Raw genomic sequence first — 13,788 nt, forward strand, 5'->3', positions numbered from 1 at the left:
CCGCCGATGACCAAGCCGCCCAGCAAAGATCACAGCGACAGGCCCCAACCCGGCGGCATGCGGGAAGACGGCGCGGACGAACGTGCCTTCTTCGCCGATCAGCCGCCGGAACAGCCGTTGCGCGGCAAGCGTCAGGGCGCCGCGGGCGAGAAGGACACACGCCATGTCCACGGCCACCGCGACCGTTTGCGTGCCCGCTTTCGCGAAAACGGCGCCAATGCGCTTGCCGATTATGAAATCCTCGAACTCCTGCTGTTCCGCCTGATCCCGCGCCGCGACACCAAGCCGGTCGCCAAGGCGCTGATCGACCGGTTCGGCTCGCTTGGCGGCGTATTCGGCGCCCCGCCCGAGCTTTTGCAGGAGGTTTCCGGCATCGGCGAAAGCGTGGCCTTCGACCTCAAGCTGATCTCCGCGCTTGCCCAGCGCAGCCTGAAGAACACGCTGAAGGAACGCCAGGTTCTGGGATCGTGGTCATCGGTGATCGATTACTGCAATGCCGCCATGGCGCATGAGACGCGCGAGCAGTTCCGCATCCTGTTTCTCGACAAGCGCAACAAGCTGATTGCCGACGAAATCCAGGGCATCGGCACGGTCGATCACACGCCGGTCTATCCGCGCGAGGTGGTCAAGCGCGCGCTTGAGCTTTCGGCAACCGCGATCATTCTCGTCCACAATCACCCGTCGGGCGATCCATCGCCGTCGCGGGCGGATATCGACATGACGCATATGATCATTTCCAGCGCCAAGCCGCTCGGCATCACCGTCCACGACCACATCATCATCGGCCGGGACGGCTATGTCAGTTTCAAGGGGCTGAAACTGATATGACAGCAGGATGGACATAGGGCACAGCTTGTGGCTGTATTTAGTGAAACCATCACATTGGACGTCTAGACATCGAAATCGCGCACGCAACCGAACAGTCAGCCGGGGACATCAAGGGGACGGTTTTCATGCAAGCGCAAAACCTCTAAGTGTGTGTCTATCGCGTTTGAGGATTTTCACATCCGGAATTTTAATAACCAAATCGGGGTAGTTTTATGGATTCTTACGATCTGGTCGTGATTGGCAGCGGTCCCGCCGGCCGTCGCGCCGCGGTTCAGGCCGCCAAGCTCGGCAAAACCGCACTGGTCATCGACAAGGGCACACAGGTGGGCGGGGTGTCCGTCCACACCGGCACCATCCCCTCCAAGACCCTGCGTGAAACCGTCCTCAACCTCACCGGCTGGCGCGAGCGCGGGTTTTACGGCCGTTCCTACCGGGTGAAGCACAAGATTACCGCCGACGATCTGCGCGCCCGGCTGATCAAGACGCTCGATTATGAAATCGATGTGCTCGAATGGCAGTTCGAACGCAACCGGGTCGATCAGGTGCGCGGCTTTGCCCATTTCGTCGATCCGCACACGATCGAGATCGAGAAGGACAGCGGCGAGATCCAGCGCGTTCACGCAGAGGCCGTGCTGGTCGCCGTCGGCACCCGCCCCTATCGTCCGCCGGATGTGCCCTTTGACGGGCAGACGGTGATGGACAGTGACGAACTGCTCAACATCAAGGAAATCCCGCGCTCGATGATCGTCGTCGGCGCCGGTGTGATCGGCATCGAATATGCCACGATCTTCTCCGCGCTCGATACCCAGGTGATCGTCGTCGAGCCGCGCGACAGCATGCTCGACTTCATCGACCGCGAAATCCGCGACAACTTCGCCGCCCAGCTGCGCGACCGCAATGTGAAACTGCTGTTTGGCGCAGGCGCCGACAAGGTGGAGAAAGCCTCCAACGGCAAGGCCCGCGTCACGCTTTCCAATGGCCGCGTGCTGATGGCCGAATCGGTGCTGTTTGCCGCCGGCCGCCAGGGCGCGACCGATACGCTGAACCTCGAAGCCGTAGGCCTGAAGGCCGACCATCGCGGCCGGCTGAAGGTCGATCCGATCACCTTCCAGACCGAAGTGCCGCACATCTATTCCGCCGGCGACGTGATCGGCTTCCCGGCACTGGCCTCCACCTCGATGGAACAGGGCCGCATCGCCGCCCGCCACGCTGTCGGCGCGGAAGCGCAGGAGCCGCCGCAATTCTTCCCCTACGGCATCTACGCCGTGCCGGAAATGTCGACCTGCGGCATGACGGAAGAGGAAATCCAGGAGCGCGGCATCCCTTACGAATGCGGTGTCGCCTTCTTCCGCGAAACCTCGCGCGGCCACATCATGGGCCTGCAGAACGGGTTGTTGAAGATGATCTTCTCGCTGAAGACCCATCGCCTGCTCGGCATCCATATCGTCGGCGAAGGCGCGACCGAGCTGATCCACATCGGTCAGGCCGTGCTGAACCTCAAGGGCACCGTCGAGTATTTCGTCGAAAACACGTTCAACTATCCGACACTTGCCGAAGCCTACAAGATCGCCGGCCTCGATGCCTCCAACCGGATGGCGATGCTGGAAAGCGCTGCCGACGATTAGATGGCCAGCAAAACGCCACCTGCCGGCCCTTCAACACCGGCAGGGGCGTCGTTCGATGCCGTTCTCGCCCGATGGCAGCTTGAGGCTGACGGTGAACCCATCCTGACGGCGACCGGTGCATTGCTTCCGGTGCGGCAGGCGGGCGTTGCCGCAATGCTGAAGCTGTTTTCCGACGACGAGGAAAAGACCGGCGCCGCCCTGCTCTCGTGGTGGGCCGGCGAAGGGGCGGCACGGGTGCTTGCCGCCGACGGTGGCGCAATTCTGATGGAGCGGGCCGAAGGCCGCCGGTCGTTGATGGAAATGAGCCGGAACGGCTGCGACGTCGAGGCCTGCGATATCCTGTGCGATGTCGCATCCGCACTTCACCGCAAGCGCCCTCACCAGCCACCTTCAACGCTGATACCGCTTGAAACACGCTTTGGCGCCCTTTTCGAAAACGCCCCGGCTTTCGGCGGCATCCTGCCGGCATGCGCCAGCCATGCACGCGCGCTTCTGGCCAGCGCGGACGATGACGCGAGGCCGCTGCACGGCGACCTTCACCACGCCAATGTGCTGGATTTCGAAGGTCGTGGTTTTCTCGCCATCGACCCCAAGGGCCTGTGGGGGGAGCGTGCCTTCGACTTTGCCAATATCTTCTGCAATCCGGATGGCGCAGACCCGGCGCTGCGCATAGCCCGCAACCCGACAGTCTTTGACCGACGCCTCATGCAGATCGCCAAACGGGCAGCCCTCGACCCGCACCGCCTGCTCGTCTGGATTGCCGCCTGGTGTGGCCTTTCGGCCGTATGGTTCATGCGCGACAACAACCGACTGTCAGAAATTCCACTCGAAATCGCCAACCACGCGCTTTCCCGGCTTCAAGCCCTGCCTCGGCGCTGAAACAAAAAAGCCGCCCGGCGACAAACCGGACGGCCCTGATATTCAATCAAGAAGAGGAAATTATTCCTCGGTCTTGTCCTCAGACTTTTCAGCAGCAGCCTTGGCGGGCGCCTTCTTCTTCGGAGCGGCCTTTTTCTTCGGAGCGGCCTTCTTGGCAGCAGGCTTTTCCGCAGCGGCTTCGCCGGCAGGCGCTTCCTCGGCGGCTTCCGCCTTGTCCTCGGCCTTGGCCTTGGCAGGCGCCTTTTTCTTCGGAGCAGCCTTCTTCTTCGGCGCTGACTTTTCCTCGGCCTTCTTGGTCGCTTCGGCAACCTCGTCGTCATCGTCGGCCATCAGCTCTTCCTTGGAGACGGTGACGTCCTTGACGTCGATGTTCTCCAGAAGGTGGTCGACAACCTTTTCCTCGAAGATCGGGGCGCGCAGCGAAGCGGCAGCACCGGGGGTCTCGCGGAAGAACTTGAGGATTTCCTGCTCCTGACCCGGATACTGGCGCATCTGGTCATAGAGAGCACGCTGCATTTCGTCTTCGCCAACCTCGACGCCGGCGTTTTCGCCGATTTCGGAGAGAACCAGGCCAAGACGGACGCGACGTTCGGCGAGCTTGCGGTATTCCGCACGCGCGTCTTCCTCGGTCGTTTCTTCATCCTCGAAGGTCTTGCCGCTGCGTTCCAGATCGGCATTGACCTGACGCCAGATGTTCTCGAACTCGGCATCGACAAGCGATTCAGGCGCTTCGAAGGAATACTGTTCATCGAGCTGGTCGAGGATCTGACGCTTGACCTTCTGGCGGGTGTACTGGTTGTACTGGCCCTCGATCTGCTCACGCACCAGCGTACGCAGACGTTCGGCCGATTCCAGACCCAGCTTTTCGGCCAGTTCGTCGTTGATTTCCAGTTCGCCGGCGCTTGCGACTTCCTTGACGGTCACATCGAAGACGGCGTCCTTGCCGGCAAGGTTTTCAGCCGGATACTCTGCCGGGAAAGTGACCTTGACCTGCTTTTCGTCGCCAGCCTTGGCGCCGATGAGCTGTTCTTCGAAACCGGGGATGAAACGGTCGGAACCGAGCACCAGCTGCGAATCAGTATCGGTACCGCCATCGAAAGCTTCGCCGTCGATCTTGCCGACGTAATCGATGGTGACGCGGTCGCCGTTTTCGGCCGCACCGTCCTTGGTCTCGTATTCACGGGCGTTCTCGGCAACGGCCTTGACCTGATCCTCGACTTCCTCGTCGTCGATCTCGACCACCGGACGCTCGACCTTGAGGCCGTCGGTCGGCTGCAGTTCGAACTTCGGCAGAATTTCGTAGGCGACGGTGAATTCGAAATCGATCTCGCCGTTCAGGACGCGATTTGCCTCGTCCTCATCCTCGGTCATATCGATCTTCGGCTGACCGGCAGCGCGTTCGCCGCGCTCGGTGATAACGGCCTGCGGCTTTTCCTGCAGCGTCTCGTTGATCAGCTCGGCCATGATCGACTTGCCGTACATCTTCTTCAGATGCGCGAGCGGCACCTTGCCGGGACGAAAGCCGTTGATCCGAACCTTGTCCTTGGCTTCCGCCAGACGCTCGTTCATCCGCGCTTTCAGATCGTCCGCAGGAACTGTGATCTTGATTTCGCGCTTCAGCCCTTCGGCGAGCGTTTCGGTTACCTGCATATCAATACCTTCATTTCATCTCGGCTTATCAAGCCGTTGGGTTTCATGCGCACAACAGACCGGCACGGCCGGGCGCGACTTCATGCAATATCCTCGGCATTTTGACAAGCTTTTCCGGGCTTCTCCAAAATGGCGCCAGGGCAGGCAACCGGAATAATGACGTTCTCAAAACGCCGGCAGCGACTACCCTGAAAGCGACTTGGTGCCCCCGGCAGGATTCGAACCCGCGACCCTCTGATTACAAATCAGATGCTCTACCAACTGAGCTACAAGGGCATTGGGCATGCCCACTAGCAGATTTGACCTCACTGTAAAACGAAAAAATCAACAATTTGACCGGTATTTTCGCGCTCACGCCCAAGAACCTTGCTGCACGGGGCTTGCAAAACACTGTCCGCTCGGGTGATCTGGCGCGGCGAAATACCCCTTCCTGCGAACGGAAATGCGTAATGCCCGAGAAAACGCCTTCACTGTGCTTCCTGTCTTCCGATGCCGACGATGCCAAAAAGGCAAAGGCCGATCTCATCGGGCGCTACGGCAATGTATCGCCCGAGGATGCCGATTTCATCGTTGCGCTGGGCGGCGACGGTTTCATGCTGCAAACGCTGCACGAAACCATGAATTCCGACATCCCGGTTTACGGCATGAACCGCGGCTCCGTCGGCTTTCTGATGAACGAATATTCGGTCGAAAACCTGCATGAGCGGCTTCAGGCCGCCGATATGAATGAGTTGCGGCCATTGCGCATGACCACCCGCAATGCCGACGGCACCTCCTCGATCGCGCTTGCCATCAACGAGGTCTCGATGCTGCGCCAGTCGCATCAGGCCGCCAAGCTGCAGGTCAGGGTCGATGACCGGGTCCGGCTGCCGGAACTGGCCTGCGACGGCATTCTGGTGGCAACGCCGGCCGGGTCCACGGCCTATAACCTCTCGGTGCACGGGCCGATCATTCCGCTGGAAGCGCCACTTCTGGCGATCACGCCGGTCAGCGCGTTTCGGCCGCGCCGCTGGCGGGGCGCGCTTTTGCCGAACCGGTCGGTTGTCGATATCGAGGTGCTGGAACCGGAAAAGCGCCTCGTCAACGCCTTTGCCGACCACACCGAGGTCAAGCACGTGCTGCACGTGCGCATCGAGCAGGATCCGGATGCCCGCGCCAAGGTGCTGTCGGACCCGAACCGCTCCTGGTCGGAGCGCATTCTGGCCGAGCAGTTTTCCGACTAGATGCCAAAGACACTACGATTAAGCGCTGCCCATTGCAGCATCACAACCGTCTTGGCGTCGGAGATTTCGCCGCTTTCCACCATGCCCATCGCTTCGCCAAAGGTGAGGAAAACGAGCTCGATATCCTCGTGTTCCTCATCAAGGCCGCCGCCGCTGTCGACACGCATCGCCGCGTCGACCACGGCGGCATAGCAGTGAACCTTTTCGGTCATCAGGCCGGGGGCGGAAATGATGGCGCGCAGCGGGATCAGCGTTTCGACGGCATATCCGGTCTCCTCGCGGGCTTCGCGGATGGCAGCCTGTTCCGGCGTTTCGCCGTCATCGATCAGGCCGGCGGCCGCCTCCAGAAAGAAACCGCTCCCCTCGCCCATGGCGTAAACAGGAACGCGGAACTGTCTGACAAGAACGAATTTTCTGCTGTCACGGTCGAACACGAGGACCGAAGACGCGGCCGGCCGCTCACAAACCTCCCATGAGCGTTCCACCGTCTTTCCGTCGCCGAAAGTGTAGGTAAATTTATAATCGACCAAACGGCTCCAGCCATCGTGAAGCGTCTGCTTTTCGGTAATGGCGACGCGGTCGTCCGGTTCCCTGTTCATGGAAAATCCCTTTTTGAAATATGGGCGCTCCGTTTCGGAGCCTGCTTGTAAAACATGCCCGAGACTCATAATAACTTCTCCGGCAAACACAATGCGGGGCCGCAATGAACTATCGCCACATCTACCATGCCGGAAATTTTGCGGATGTGCTGAAACATGCGGTATTTGCGCGGCTGATCACCTATTTCCAAAGAAAAGAGGCCGCCTTTCGCATTCTCGATACCCATGCCGGGACCGGCCAGTACGACCTTTCGAGCGAGGAAGCGCAAAAGACCGGCGAATGGCGCACCGGCATCGGCCGGCTTCTTGCTTCGGACATGCCCGACGATGTAGCAGCCCTGCTCGCGCCTTATCTGGACGCCGTACGGTCGCTGAACGAAACTTCAGATATCGTCACCTATCCCGGATCGCCGAAACTGGCCCGTATGCTGATGCGCAGGCAGGACCGGCTGTCGCTGATGGAACTGCACGAGGCCGACTTCGCAACGCTGCAGGCGCGTTTTGCCGGCGACCACCACGTGCGTACAACCAAGCTTGACGGCTGGCTGGCGCTGGCGGGCCATCTGCCGCCGAAGGAGCGGCGCGGTATCGTGCTGGTCGACCCGCCGTTTGAGAAGGACGGTGAGTTCGAGCGGCTGGCAGACGGCCTTTCCAAGGCCTATCGCCGCTTCGCCACCGGCACATATTGCCTCTGGTATCCGATCAAGAAAGGGGCGCCGACGGCCGCATTTCACGCCGCACTCAAGGATCTCGGTATTCCCAAAATTCTCTGCGCGGAGCTGTCGGTCAAGAGCGACCGCGACAATGACGGCCTGACCGGCTCCGGCCTCATCATCGTCAACCCGCCCTATACGCTGAAGACGGAGCTAGATACGCTGCTGCCGTTCCTCAGAACCTGTCTGGCCGAGGACCGTTTCGCAGGTCAGCGCAGTTTCTGGATTGCCAGAGAGGATCGTTCTCACAGCTGACAGGAGGATGCCGGCGATGAAACTGTTCTACGCAACCACCTCACCGTTTTCCGCAAAAGTGGTGATGGCGGCGCATCATGTCGGCGCCGATGTCGATATTGTGCCGGTGGATATAACGTCAGTTTCGGAAACGCTGCTGGCCGCCAATCCCCTTGGCAAGATTCCAACGCTTGTCACCGATGACGGCGTCACACTTTATGACAGCCGCACGATCATGCACTATCTCGACAGCCTTTCGGACGAAAACCGGCTTTATCCGAGAAATCTTGAAAAGCGAGCGACTGTCGCGCGCATGGAAGCGCTTTGCGACGGCATTTGCGACGCCCTCGTTCTGGTGGTCTATGAAAAGCGCTTCCGCACGCCTGAAACATGGCATCAGCCCTGGGTCGACCGGCAATGGGCGAAGGCCCGTCGCGGTCTTGACTATCTCGACGAAAACCTGCCGGCACCCGACAAACGGCTGAATGCCGGTCATTTCGCGCTTGCCAGTCTTCTTGGATATCTGATGCTGCGGTTTCCCGGTGAATGGGAGGAACATCGTGTGCGGCTGACCCGCTGGCCTGCGGCCTTCCAGAAAACCTTCCCGGCTTTCAGGACGCTGAAGCCGCATATCTGAAACGTTCGACGCTGTTCGCACCGCCCCCGAGAACAGAAAAACCCGCCGTGATGGCGGGTTTTTCCGAATTGCCTGCGAGCATCAGCGATCAGAAGTGAACGCCGAGGCCAACCTTGACGGTGTTTTCTTCAAAGCTGCGCTTGTATTTGCTGCCGTTCAGCTTGAAGTCCTGATCGCCATAATCGGTGTAGCGGTATTCAACGCGCGCCGAGATGTTCTCGGTGACCATGGCTTCAACACCGGCGCCGACAGTCCAGCCCCAACCCATCTGGGTGTCCTTGTCGCCAGCCTGCTTTGCTTCAAGCCTCGAACCGGCAAGACCGGCCGTTCCGTATACGAGAACCGGGTCCAGGGCGTAACCGAGACGGCCGCGCAGCGAACCGTTGAAACCCTGCTCCATCTTGATGCCGGGCGTGACGGTCTGGCTCTGGTTGGAGGTGGCGAGGTCGCCTTCAACACCGTAGACGATCGAACCGTTCTGCATGTTGTAGCCGCCGAACAGCGTTCCGCCCCAGCCGTCTGCATCGAAGTCACCTTCATCGAAAGTGCCCCAGTCCCAGTTGAGCGCGCCACCGACGTAAACACCGCTCCAGTCCAGAACAGGCGTCGGAGCCACATAGGTTGCCGGGCTCGGCTCATAAGGTTGAGCGACGATTGCATCGGCGGCCTGAGCCGCGCCGGCGCCCATCAGGACCGCTGCTGCAGCGGCCAGTGTCTTGTTCATGTTCCGCATCTTGTCTCTCCTTCAGTCGATACCGGCAGTCGAACGCTCACCAGGAACAGTCACCTTGCCGTATTCGCTTGAGAGATAAAATAAAATTAGGGATAAATGATTTCAATACTCTAAAAGTTAAGGTAAAATCGATGGTTAAAAATGTATTTATAAATCATAAAATGCAGATTATTATAATTAATAAGCCATTTACACACAATCTATATTTAATTTAAATTGCATCTCCCTTCGAAAAATCATCCAGAGCGACGAGCAACACCACCAAATTCCATTTGGCGCTGACCGGCCCGAAACGATATAAACTTCCGGCCGAAGCGAGGGAACATGACTATGCAGCAGAAAACGCCAGACCGAACCGTGCTTGTGACAGGCGGCGCAAAGAGACTTGGCCGCGCGATTGCCGAAGACCTGGCGAATTACGGCTTCAATGTGGCAATTCATGCCCACACCTCTCTTTCCGAGGCCCGGCTGCTGGCCACAGCATTGCGTGAAAAGGGCATCAGGGCCGAAGCCTTCTGCGCCAATCTCCTCGATTCTGCTGAGACCGAGGGCCTGATCGACGCGGTCAACGCCAGCATGGGACCGGTGCACCTGCTGATCAACAATGCCTCGCTTTTCCGCCCCGATAGCGCGGAGAGCTTCAATCAGGAGCAGTTCGACGCGCATTTTGCGCTGCATGTGAAGGCGCCGCTGATGCTGGCCGAGCGCTTTGCACGACAGCTGCCGGAAAGCGAACACGGGCTGATCGTCAACATGATCGACCAGCGGGTCTGGGCGCCGGTACCGAGTTTCTTCACATACGGGCTTTCCAAAAGCACCCTGTGGGCGGCAACCCAGACCATGGCGCAGGCTTTCGCCCCGCGCATCCGCGTCAATGCCATCGGACCGGGCCCGACGCTGAAAAACAGCCGGCAGAGCGATGCGGATTTTGAAAGCCAGGTCGCGGCTCTTATCTTAAGGAGAGGGCCGGAGCTTGGCGAATTCGGATCGACGATTCGCTACATCTTCGAAACGCCCTCGATCACGGGTCAGATGATTGCGCTCGATGGCGGGCAGCATCTGGCCTGGGAAACGCCGGATGTAACAGGTATCAACGAATGACACGACAGACGCCGTCCGATGGCGGCATCATCTACGACGAAAACGATAGCGACCTGCCGGAAGTGACGCCGACGGGCGCCACGCTCGAGGCCGGATCGATCATCTGGAACGATGCCGCTGCCGAAAAGCATGCGCTGAAGGGTGCGGCCCTGATCGGCGAATTCGTCAAGCATCTGCCCAACAGTCCCGGCGTCTACCGCATGTTCAATGCCAATGGCGACGTGCTTTATGTCGGCAAGGCCCGCTCGCTGAAAAAACGCGTGACCAATTATGCGCAGGGGCGCGGTCACTCCAACCGCATCACGCGGATGATTACCCAGACGGCGCATATGGAATTCGTCACGACCCGGACGGAAACCGAAGCGCTACTCCTGGAAGCCAACCTTATCAAAAGGTTGCGTCCGCGTTTTAATGTTTTGCTGCGGGACGACAAGTCCTTTCCTTATATCCTGATTACCGGCGATCACGAGGCGCCGGCGCTGTTCAAGCACCGCGGCGCGCGTGCCCGCAAGGGTGATTATTTCGGCCCGTTTGCCTCAGCTGGCGCGGTCGGCCGCACGATCAACGCCATGCAGCGTGCCTTCCTGATCCGCTCGTGCACCGACAGCGTCTATGAAAGCCGCACCCGGCCCTGTCTGCTCTACCAGATCAAGCGCTGTTCCGGCCCCTGCACCGGGGAGATTTCAAAGGAAGGCTACGGCGAACTGGTGAAGGAGGCGAAGGCCTTTCTTTCCGGCAAGAGCCGGCAGGTGCATGCCGAACTCGCCGAGGCGATGAATAAGGCCTCCGAAGAACTCGACTTCGAGCGCGCCGCGATTTACCGCGACCGGCTGTCTGCGCTCTCGCATGTGCTTGGCCATCAGGGCGTCAATCCGGCGGGGATCGAGGAGGCCGATGTCTTCGCCATCCACAATGAGGGCGGGCTTTGCTGCATTCAGGTGTTCTTCTACCGCACCGGGCAGAACTGGGGCAACCGCGCCTATTTCCCGAAGACCGATCCCTCGCTTTCGGCGGCGGAAATCCTCAATGCCTTTCTGGCCCAGTTCTACGACGACAAGCCGATCCCGCGCGCCATCTTCCTGTCGGAAGAGATCGAGGAGCAGGCGCTTCTGGAAATGGCGCTTGGCGAACGGGCGGGCCGCAAGGTGCATATCACCGTGCCCAAACGCGGCGAGAAGCGCGAGGCGGTCGATCACGTGCTGGCCAATGCCCGCGAGGCCCATGGCCGCAAGCTCGCCGAAACCGCGACCCAGTCCCGGCTGCTGGAAGGTTTTGCCGAAACCTTCGGCCTTGCCACACCGCCGCGGCGCATCGAGGTCTACGACAACTCCCACATCATGGGCACCAATGCCGTCGGCGGCATGGTCGTTGCCGGGCCGGAAGGCTTCGTGAAGGCGCAATATCGCAAGTTCAACATCAAGTCGACCGAGATTACGCCGGGCGACGATTTCGGCATGATGCGCGAAGTGATGACGCGGCGGTTCTCCCGTCTCGTCAAGGAACACGGCATTCCCGACCGCAGTCAGCCCGTCGAGATGGATGACGACGCCCCCTTCCCCGCCTGGCCGGATGTCATCCTGATCGATGGCGGCCAGGGACAGATGACGGCCGTGCGCGCCATTCTGGAAGAACTCGGCATCACGGATGCGGTGACGGCCATCGGCATCGCCAAGGGCGCCGACCGCGAGGCCGGGCGCGAGCGCTTCTTCATGGAGGGCAAACCCGACTTCTCGCTGCCGCCGCGCGATCCGGTGCTCTATTTCATCCAGCGGCTGCGTGACGAAGCCCACCGTTTTGCCATCGGCTCGCACCGGGCCCGGCGCAAGAAGGAAATGGTCAAGAACCCGCTCGACGAGATCGCCGGTATCGGGCCCGGCCGCAAGCGCGCGCTGCTGCAGCATTTCGGCTCGGCCAAGGCCGTGTCCCGCGCCGGCCTGTCCGATCTGAGCGCCGTCGAGGGGATTTCGGAGGCGATGGCACAGCAGATCTACAATCATTTCCATGACGGCGGCGCAAAATAGAGCCATCCCACCTCGTGAAACCCGTTATGACACAGGTTTCATCGCCGCCGGCATTGACCTTGACCGTGCAATGGAAGCAATTTGCGCCTACATAGAGCGGACTGCCGGTCCTGGCAGGCCGAGCACACGGAATGAAGCCATGGCATCAAAAGCGTACAACATCCCCAATCTCCTGACCTATGGCCGCATTCTTGCTGTCCCGTTGATCGTGTTGTGCTTCTTTCTGGAGGGCAAGCTTTCCAGTTCCGACACGGCGCGCTGGGCGGCGCTGACAATCTTCCTGATTGCCTCGATCACCGATTTCTTCGACGGTTATCTGGCGCGGGCCTGGAACCAGCAATCCAATATCGGCCGCATGCTGGACCCGATTGCCGACAAGCTTCTGGTCTCAACCTGTCTGTTGCTGCTGGCCGCCGATGTCGAGCGCACGATTGCCGGATGGTCGCTGTGGGCCGCCATCATCATCCTGTGCCGGGAGGTGCTGGTGTCAGGCCTCAGGGAATATCTGGCGGGGCTCAAGGTTTCCGTGCCGGTGACACGGATTGCCAAATGGAAGACGACGTTCCAGATGATCGCAATCGGCCTGCTGCTTGCCGGCCCTGCAGGCGATCAGGTCTTTCCCTACACGACACAATCCGGGATCGTGCTTTTGTGGATCGCGGCCATTTTGACGATGTATACCGGCTATGATTATTTCCGTGCCGGACTGAAACATGTGGTGGAGGCCGAGCGATGACCAAACTTGTCTATTTCGCATGGGTGCGCGAGCGAATCGGCGTGGCCGAGGAAGAGATTGCCCTGCCGGAAGACGTGAACGATGTCTCCGCACTGCTGGCCTTTCTGAAAGCCCGTGGCGAAGGGTATGAAATCGCGCTCCAGCAACCGGAGGTGATTCGCGTGGCGCTCGACCGGGTTCACGCTGAACATGACGCCCCGCTCGCCGGCACGCGCGAGATCGCCCTGTTTCCGCCGATGACGGGAGGCTGAGGCGATGTCCGTGTCTCCCGATGTCCGCATCCAGGCCGAAGACTTCGACATTGCCACTGAGCAGGCCACCCTTGGCAAAGGCCGTGCCGATATCGGCGCGATTGTCAGCTTCACCGGCTTGTGCCGCGACGAGAACGGACGCCTCGAAGCCCTTGAACTTGAACACTATCCCGGCATGGCTGAAAGCGAGATCAGCCGCATTGCACATGCGGCAATCGAACGCTTTGACCTTCTGGGCCTTACGGCAATTCACCGCTACGGCCGCATCAGCCCCGGCGAAAACATCGTTCTGGTGATTGCGGCAGCCTCTCACCGCAAGGCCGCATTCGAGGGCGCGTCCTTCGTCATGGATTTTCTGAAAACCGACGCTCCCTTCTGGAAAAAAGAGCACCTGAAGGGCGGCGGCGACAGCGGCTGGGTCGAAGCCCGCATAACGGATTTTTCCGCCCGCGGAGACTGGCAATAAAAAGGACATGATGCGCCCTTAAGTTTGCGCTTGCCGAATAATCTCGACGTCCTATTCTTAATCCGGTTTCTAATCGATTTGGCTTTGCGGCT

Annotated in this window: 14 protein-coding genes and 1 tRNA gene; 11 read left to right on the forward strand and 4 right to left on the reverse strand. The window is 60.0% G+C overall.

Annotated features, from left to right (window positions below):
* Window positions 1–6: 6 nt before the first annotated feature.
* The 3 genes from radC to ACHZCU_RS18945 all read left to right on the forward strand — a co-directional run bounded on the left by radC (window position 7) and on the right by ACHZCU_RS18945 (window position 3,332).
* A complete protein-coding gene (gene radC, locus ACHZCU_RS18935) occupies window positions 7–828 on the forward strand; it encodes a DNA repair protein RadC (protein WP_319520086.1) in 822 nt (273 codons plus the stop codon).
* Between the two features lie 212 nt (window positions 829–1,040).
* Window positions 1,041–2,453: a Si-specific NAD(P)(+) transhydrogenase gene (sthA, locus tag ACHZCU_RS18940; RefSeq protein ID WP_106305494.1), complete on the forward strand. Its 1,413-nt coding sequence runs from the start codon at window positions 1,041–1,043 to the stop codon at window positions 2,451–2,453.
* Window positions 2,454–3,332, forward strand: coding sequence for an aminoglycoside phosphotransferase family protein (locus ACHZCU_RS18945; protein WP_319520087.1), 879 nt, complete (start codon window positions 2,454–2,456; stop codon window positions 3,330–3,332).
* 60 nt (window positions 3,333–3,392) lie between these two features.
* Here ACHZCU_RS18945 and tig read toward each other — a convergent pair whose 3' ends face one another.
* Both tig and ACHZCU_RS18955 read right to left on the reverse strand, forming a co-directional pair.
* Entirely contained in the window at window positions 3,393–4,982 is a 1,590-nt protein-coding gene (gene tig / locus ACHZCU_RS18950) for a trigger factor (RefSeq protein WP_106305500.1), read from the reverse strand.
* 200 nt (window positions 4,983–5,182) lie between these two features.
* A tRNA-Thr gene (locus tag ACHZCU_RS18955) sits at window positions 5,183–5,258 on the reverse strand.
* Window positions 5,259–5,431: 173 nt separating this feature from the next.
* Between ACHZCU_RS18955 and ACHZCU_RS18960 the strand changes: the two genes are divergently transcribed.
* The gene (locus tag ACHZCU_RS18960) at window positions 5,432–6,205 is read left to right on the forward strand and encodes an NAD kinase (protein ID WP_319520088.1); all 774 of its coding nucleotides are present in this window, start codon (window positions 5,432–5,434) and stop codon (window positions 6,203–6,205) included.
* Here the strand turns inward: ACHZCU_RS18960 and ACHZCU_RS18965 are convergent.
* Window positions 6,202–6,804: an NUDIX domain-containing protein gene (locus ACHZCU_RS18965; protein ID WP_319520089.1), complete on the reverse strand. Its 603-nt coding sequence runs from the start codon at window positions 6,802–6,804 to the stop codon at window positions 6,202–6,204. The two genes, ACHZCU_RS18960 and ACHZCU_RS18965, sit on opposite strands and share 4 nt — an antisense overlap.
* A 104-nt stretch (window positions 6,805–6,908) precedes the next feature.
* On the opposite strand from ACHZCU_RS18965, the gene ACHZCU_RS18970 reads away from it, so the two are divergent.
* Window positions 6,909–7,772 (forward strand): 23S rRNA (adenine(2030)-N(6))-methyltransferase RlmJ, encoded by an 864-nt coding sequence (locus ACHZCU_RS18970; RefSeq protein WP_319520090.1) that lies wholly within the window; start codon window positions 6,909–6,911, stop codon window positions 7,770–7,772.
* Window positions 7,773–7,788: 16 nt separating this feature from the next.
* Window positions 7,789–8,388: a glutathione S-transferase gene (locus ACHZCU_RS18975; protein ID WP_319520091.1), complete on the forward strand. Its 600-nt coding sequence runs from the start codon at window positions 7,789–7,791 to the stop codon at window positions 8,386–8,388.
* Window positions 8,389–8,476: 88 nt separating this feature from the next.
* On the opposite strand, the gene ACHZCU_RS18980 is transcribed toward ACHZCU_RS18975, so the two are convergent.
* A complete protein-coding gene (locus ACHZCU_RS18980; protein ID WP_319520092.1) occupies window positions 8,477–9,112 on the reverse strand; it encodes an outer membrane protein in 636 nt (211 codons plus the stop codon).
* 339 nt (window positions 9,113–9,451) lie between these two features.
* On the opposite strand from ACHZCU_RS18980, the gene ACHZCU_RS18985 reads away from it, so the two are divergent.
* From ACHZCU_RS18985 to ACHZCU_RS19005, 5 genes are all read left to right on the forward strand, one after another.
* Window positions 9,452–10,222 (forward strand): SDR family oxidoreductase, encoded by a 771-nt coding sequence (locus ACHZCU_RS18985; RefSeq protein ID WP_319520093.1) that lies wholly within the window; start codon window positions 9,452–9,454, stop codon window positions 10,220–10,222.
* Window positions 10,219–12,243 carry an excinuclease ABC subunit UvrC gene (gene uvrC / locus ACHZCU_RS18990; protein ID WP_319520094.1) on the forward strand — a complete coding sequence of 675 codons (2,025 nt, stop codon included), beginning with the start codon at window positions 10,219–10,221 and terminating at the stop codon, window positions 12,241–12,243. Before ACHZCU_RS18985 ends, uvrC begins: the two co-directional genes overlap by 4 nt.
* Before the next feature lie 139 nt (window positions 12,244–12,382).
* Window positions 12,383–12,979: a CDP-diacylglycerol--glycerol-3-phosphate 3-phosphatidyltransferase gene (gene pgsA, locus ACHZCU_RS18995; protein WP_106305523.1), complete on the forward strand. Its 597-nt coding sequence runs from the start codon at window positions 12,383–12,385 to the stop codon at window positions 12,977–12,979.
* A complete protein-coding gene (gene moaD / locus ACHZCU_RS19000) occupies window positions 12,976–13,230 on the forward strand; it encodes a molybdopterin converting factor subunit 1 (protein ID WP_319520095.1) in 255 nt (84 codons plus the stop codon). The genes pgsA and moaD overlap by 4 nt, the downstream gene beginning before the upstream one ends.
* A 4-nt stretch (window positions 13,231–13,234) precedes the next feature.
* Entirely contained in the window at window positions 13,235–13,696 is a 462-nt protein-coding gene (locus tag ACHZCU_RS19005) for a molybdenum cofactor biosynthesis protein MoaE (RefSeq protein WP_319520096.1), read from the forward strand.
* The last annotated feature ends 92 nt before the right edge of the window (window positions 13,697–13,788 follow it).

Source organism: uncultured Martelella sp. (genome assembly GCF_963677965.2).
Lineage (GTDB): Bacteria > Pseudomonadota > Alphaproteobacteria > Rhizobiales > Rhizobiaceae > Martelella > Martelella mangrovi.

What these genes read in the sequence shown, in the direction of transcription:
- radC (WP_319520086.1), top strand. Translation starts at nt 7, where the DNA reads ATGACCAAGCCGCCCAGCAAAGATCACAGCGACAGGCCCCAACCCGGC.
- sthA (WP_106305494.1), top strand. Translation starts at nt 1,041, where the DNA reads ATGGATTCTTACGATCTGGTCGTGATTGGCAGCGGTCCCGCCGGCCGT.
- ACHZCU_RS18945 (WP_319520087.1), top strand. Translation starts at nt 2,454, where the DNA reads ATGGCCAGCAAAACGCCACCTGCCGGCCCTTCAACACCGGCAGGGGCG.
- tig (WP_106305500.1), bottom strand. Translation starts at nt 4,982, where the DNA reads ATGCAGGTAACCGAAACGCTCGCCGAAGGGCTGAAGCGCGAAATCAAG.
- ACHZCU_RS18960 (WP_319520088.1), top strand. Translation starts at nt 5,432, where the DNA reads ATGCCCGAGAAAACGCCTTCACTGTGCTTCCTGTCTTCCGATGCCGAC.
- ACHZCU_RS18965 (WP_319520089.1), bottom strand. Translation starts at nt 6,804, where the DNA reads ATGAACAGGGAACCGGACGACCGCGTCGCCATTACCGAAAAGCAGACG.
- ACHZCU_RS18970 (WP_319520090.1), top strand. Translation starts at nt 6,909, where the DNA reads ATGAACTATCGCCACATCTACCATGCCGGAAATTTTGCGGATGTGCTG.
- ACHZCU_RS18975 (WP_319520091.1), top strand. Translation starts at nt 7,789, where the DNA reads ATGAAACTGTTCTACGCAACCACCTCACCGTTTTCCGCAAAAGTGGTG.
- ACHZCU_RS18980 (WP_319520092.1), bottom strand. Translation starts at nt 9,112, where the DNA reads ATGAACAAGACACTGGCCGCTGCAGCAGCGGTCCTGATGGGCGCCGGC.
- ACHZCU_RS18985 (WP_319520093.1), top strand. Translation starts at nt 9,452, where the DNA reads ATGCAGCAGAAAACGCCAGACCGAACCGTGCTTGTGACAGGCGGCGCA.
- uvrC (WP_319520094.1), top strand. Translation starts at nt 10,219, where the DNA reads ATGACACGACAGACGCCGTCCGATGGCGGCATCATCTACGACGAAAAC.
- pgsA (WP_106305523.1), top strand. Translation starts at nt 12,383, where the DNA reads ATGGCATCAAAAGCGTACAACATCCCCAATCTCCTGACCTATGGCCGC.
- moaD (WP_319520095.1), top strand. Translation starts at nt 12,976, where the DNA reads ATGACCAAACTTGTCTATTTCGCATGGGTGCGCGAGCGAATCGGCGTG.
- ACHZCU_RS19005 (WP_319520096.1), top strand. Translation starts at nt 13,235, where the DNA reads ATGTCCGTGTCTCCCGATGTCCGCATCCAGGCCGAAGACTTCGACATT.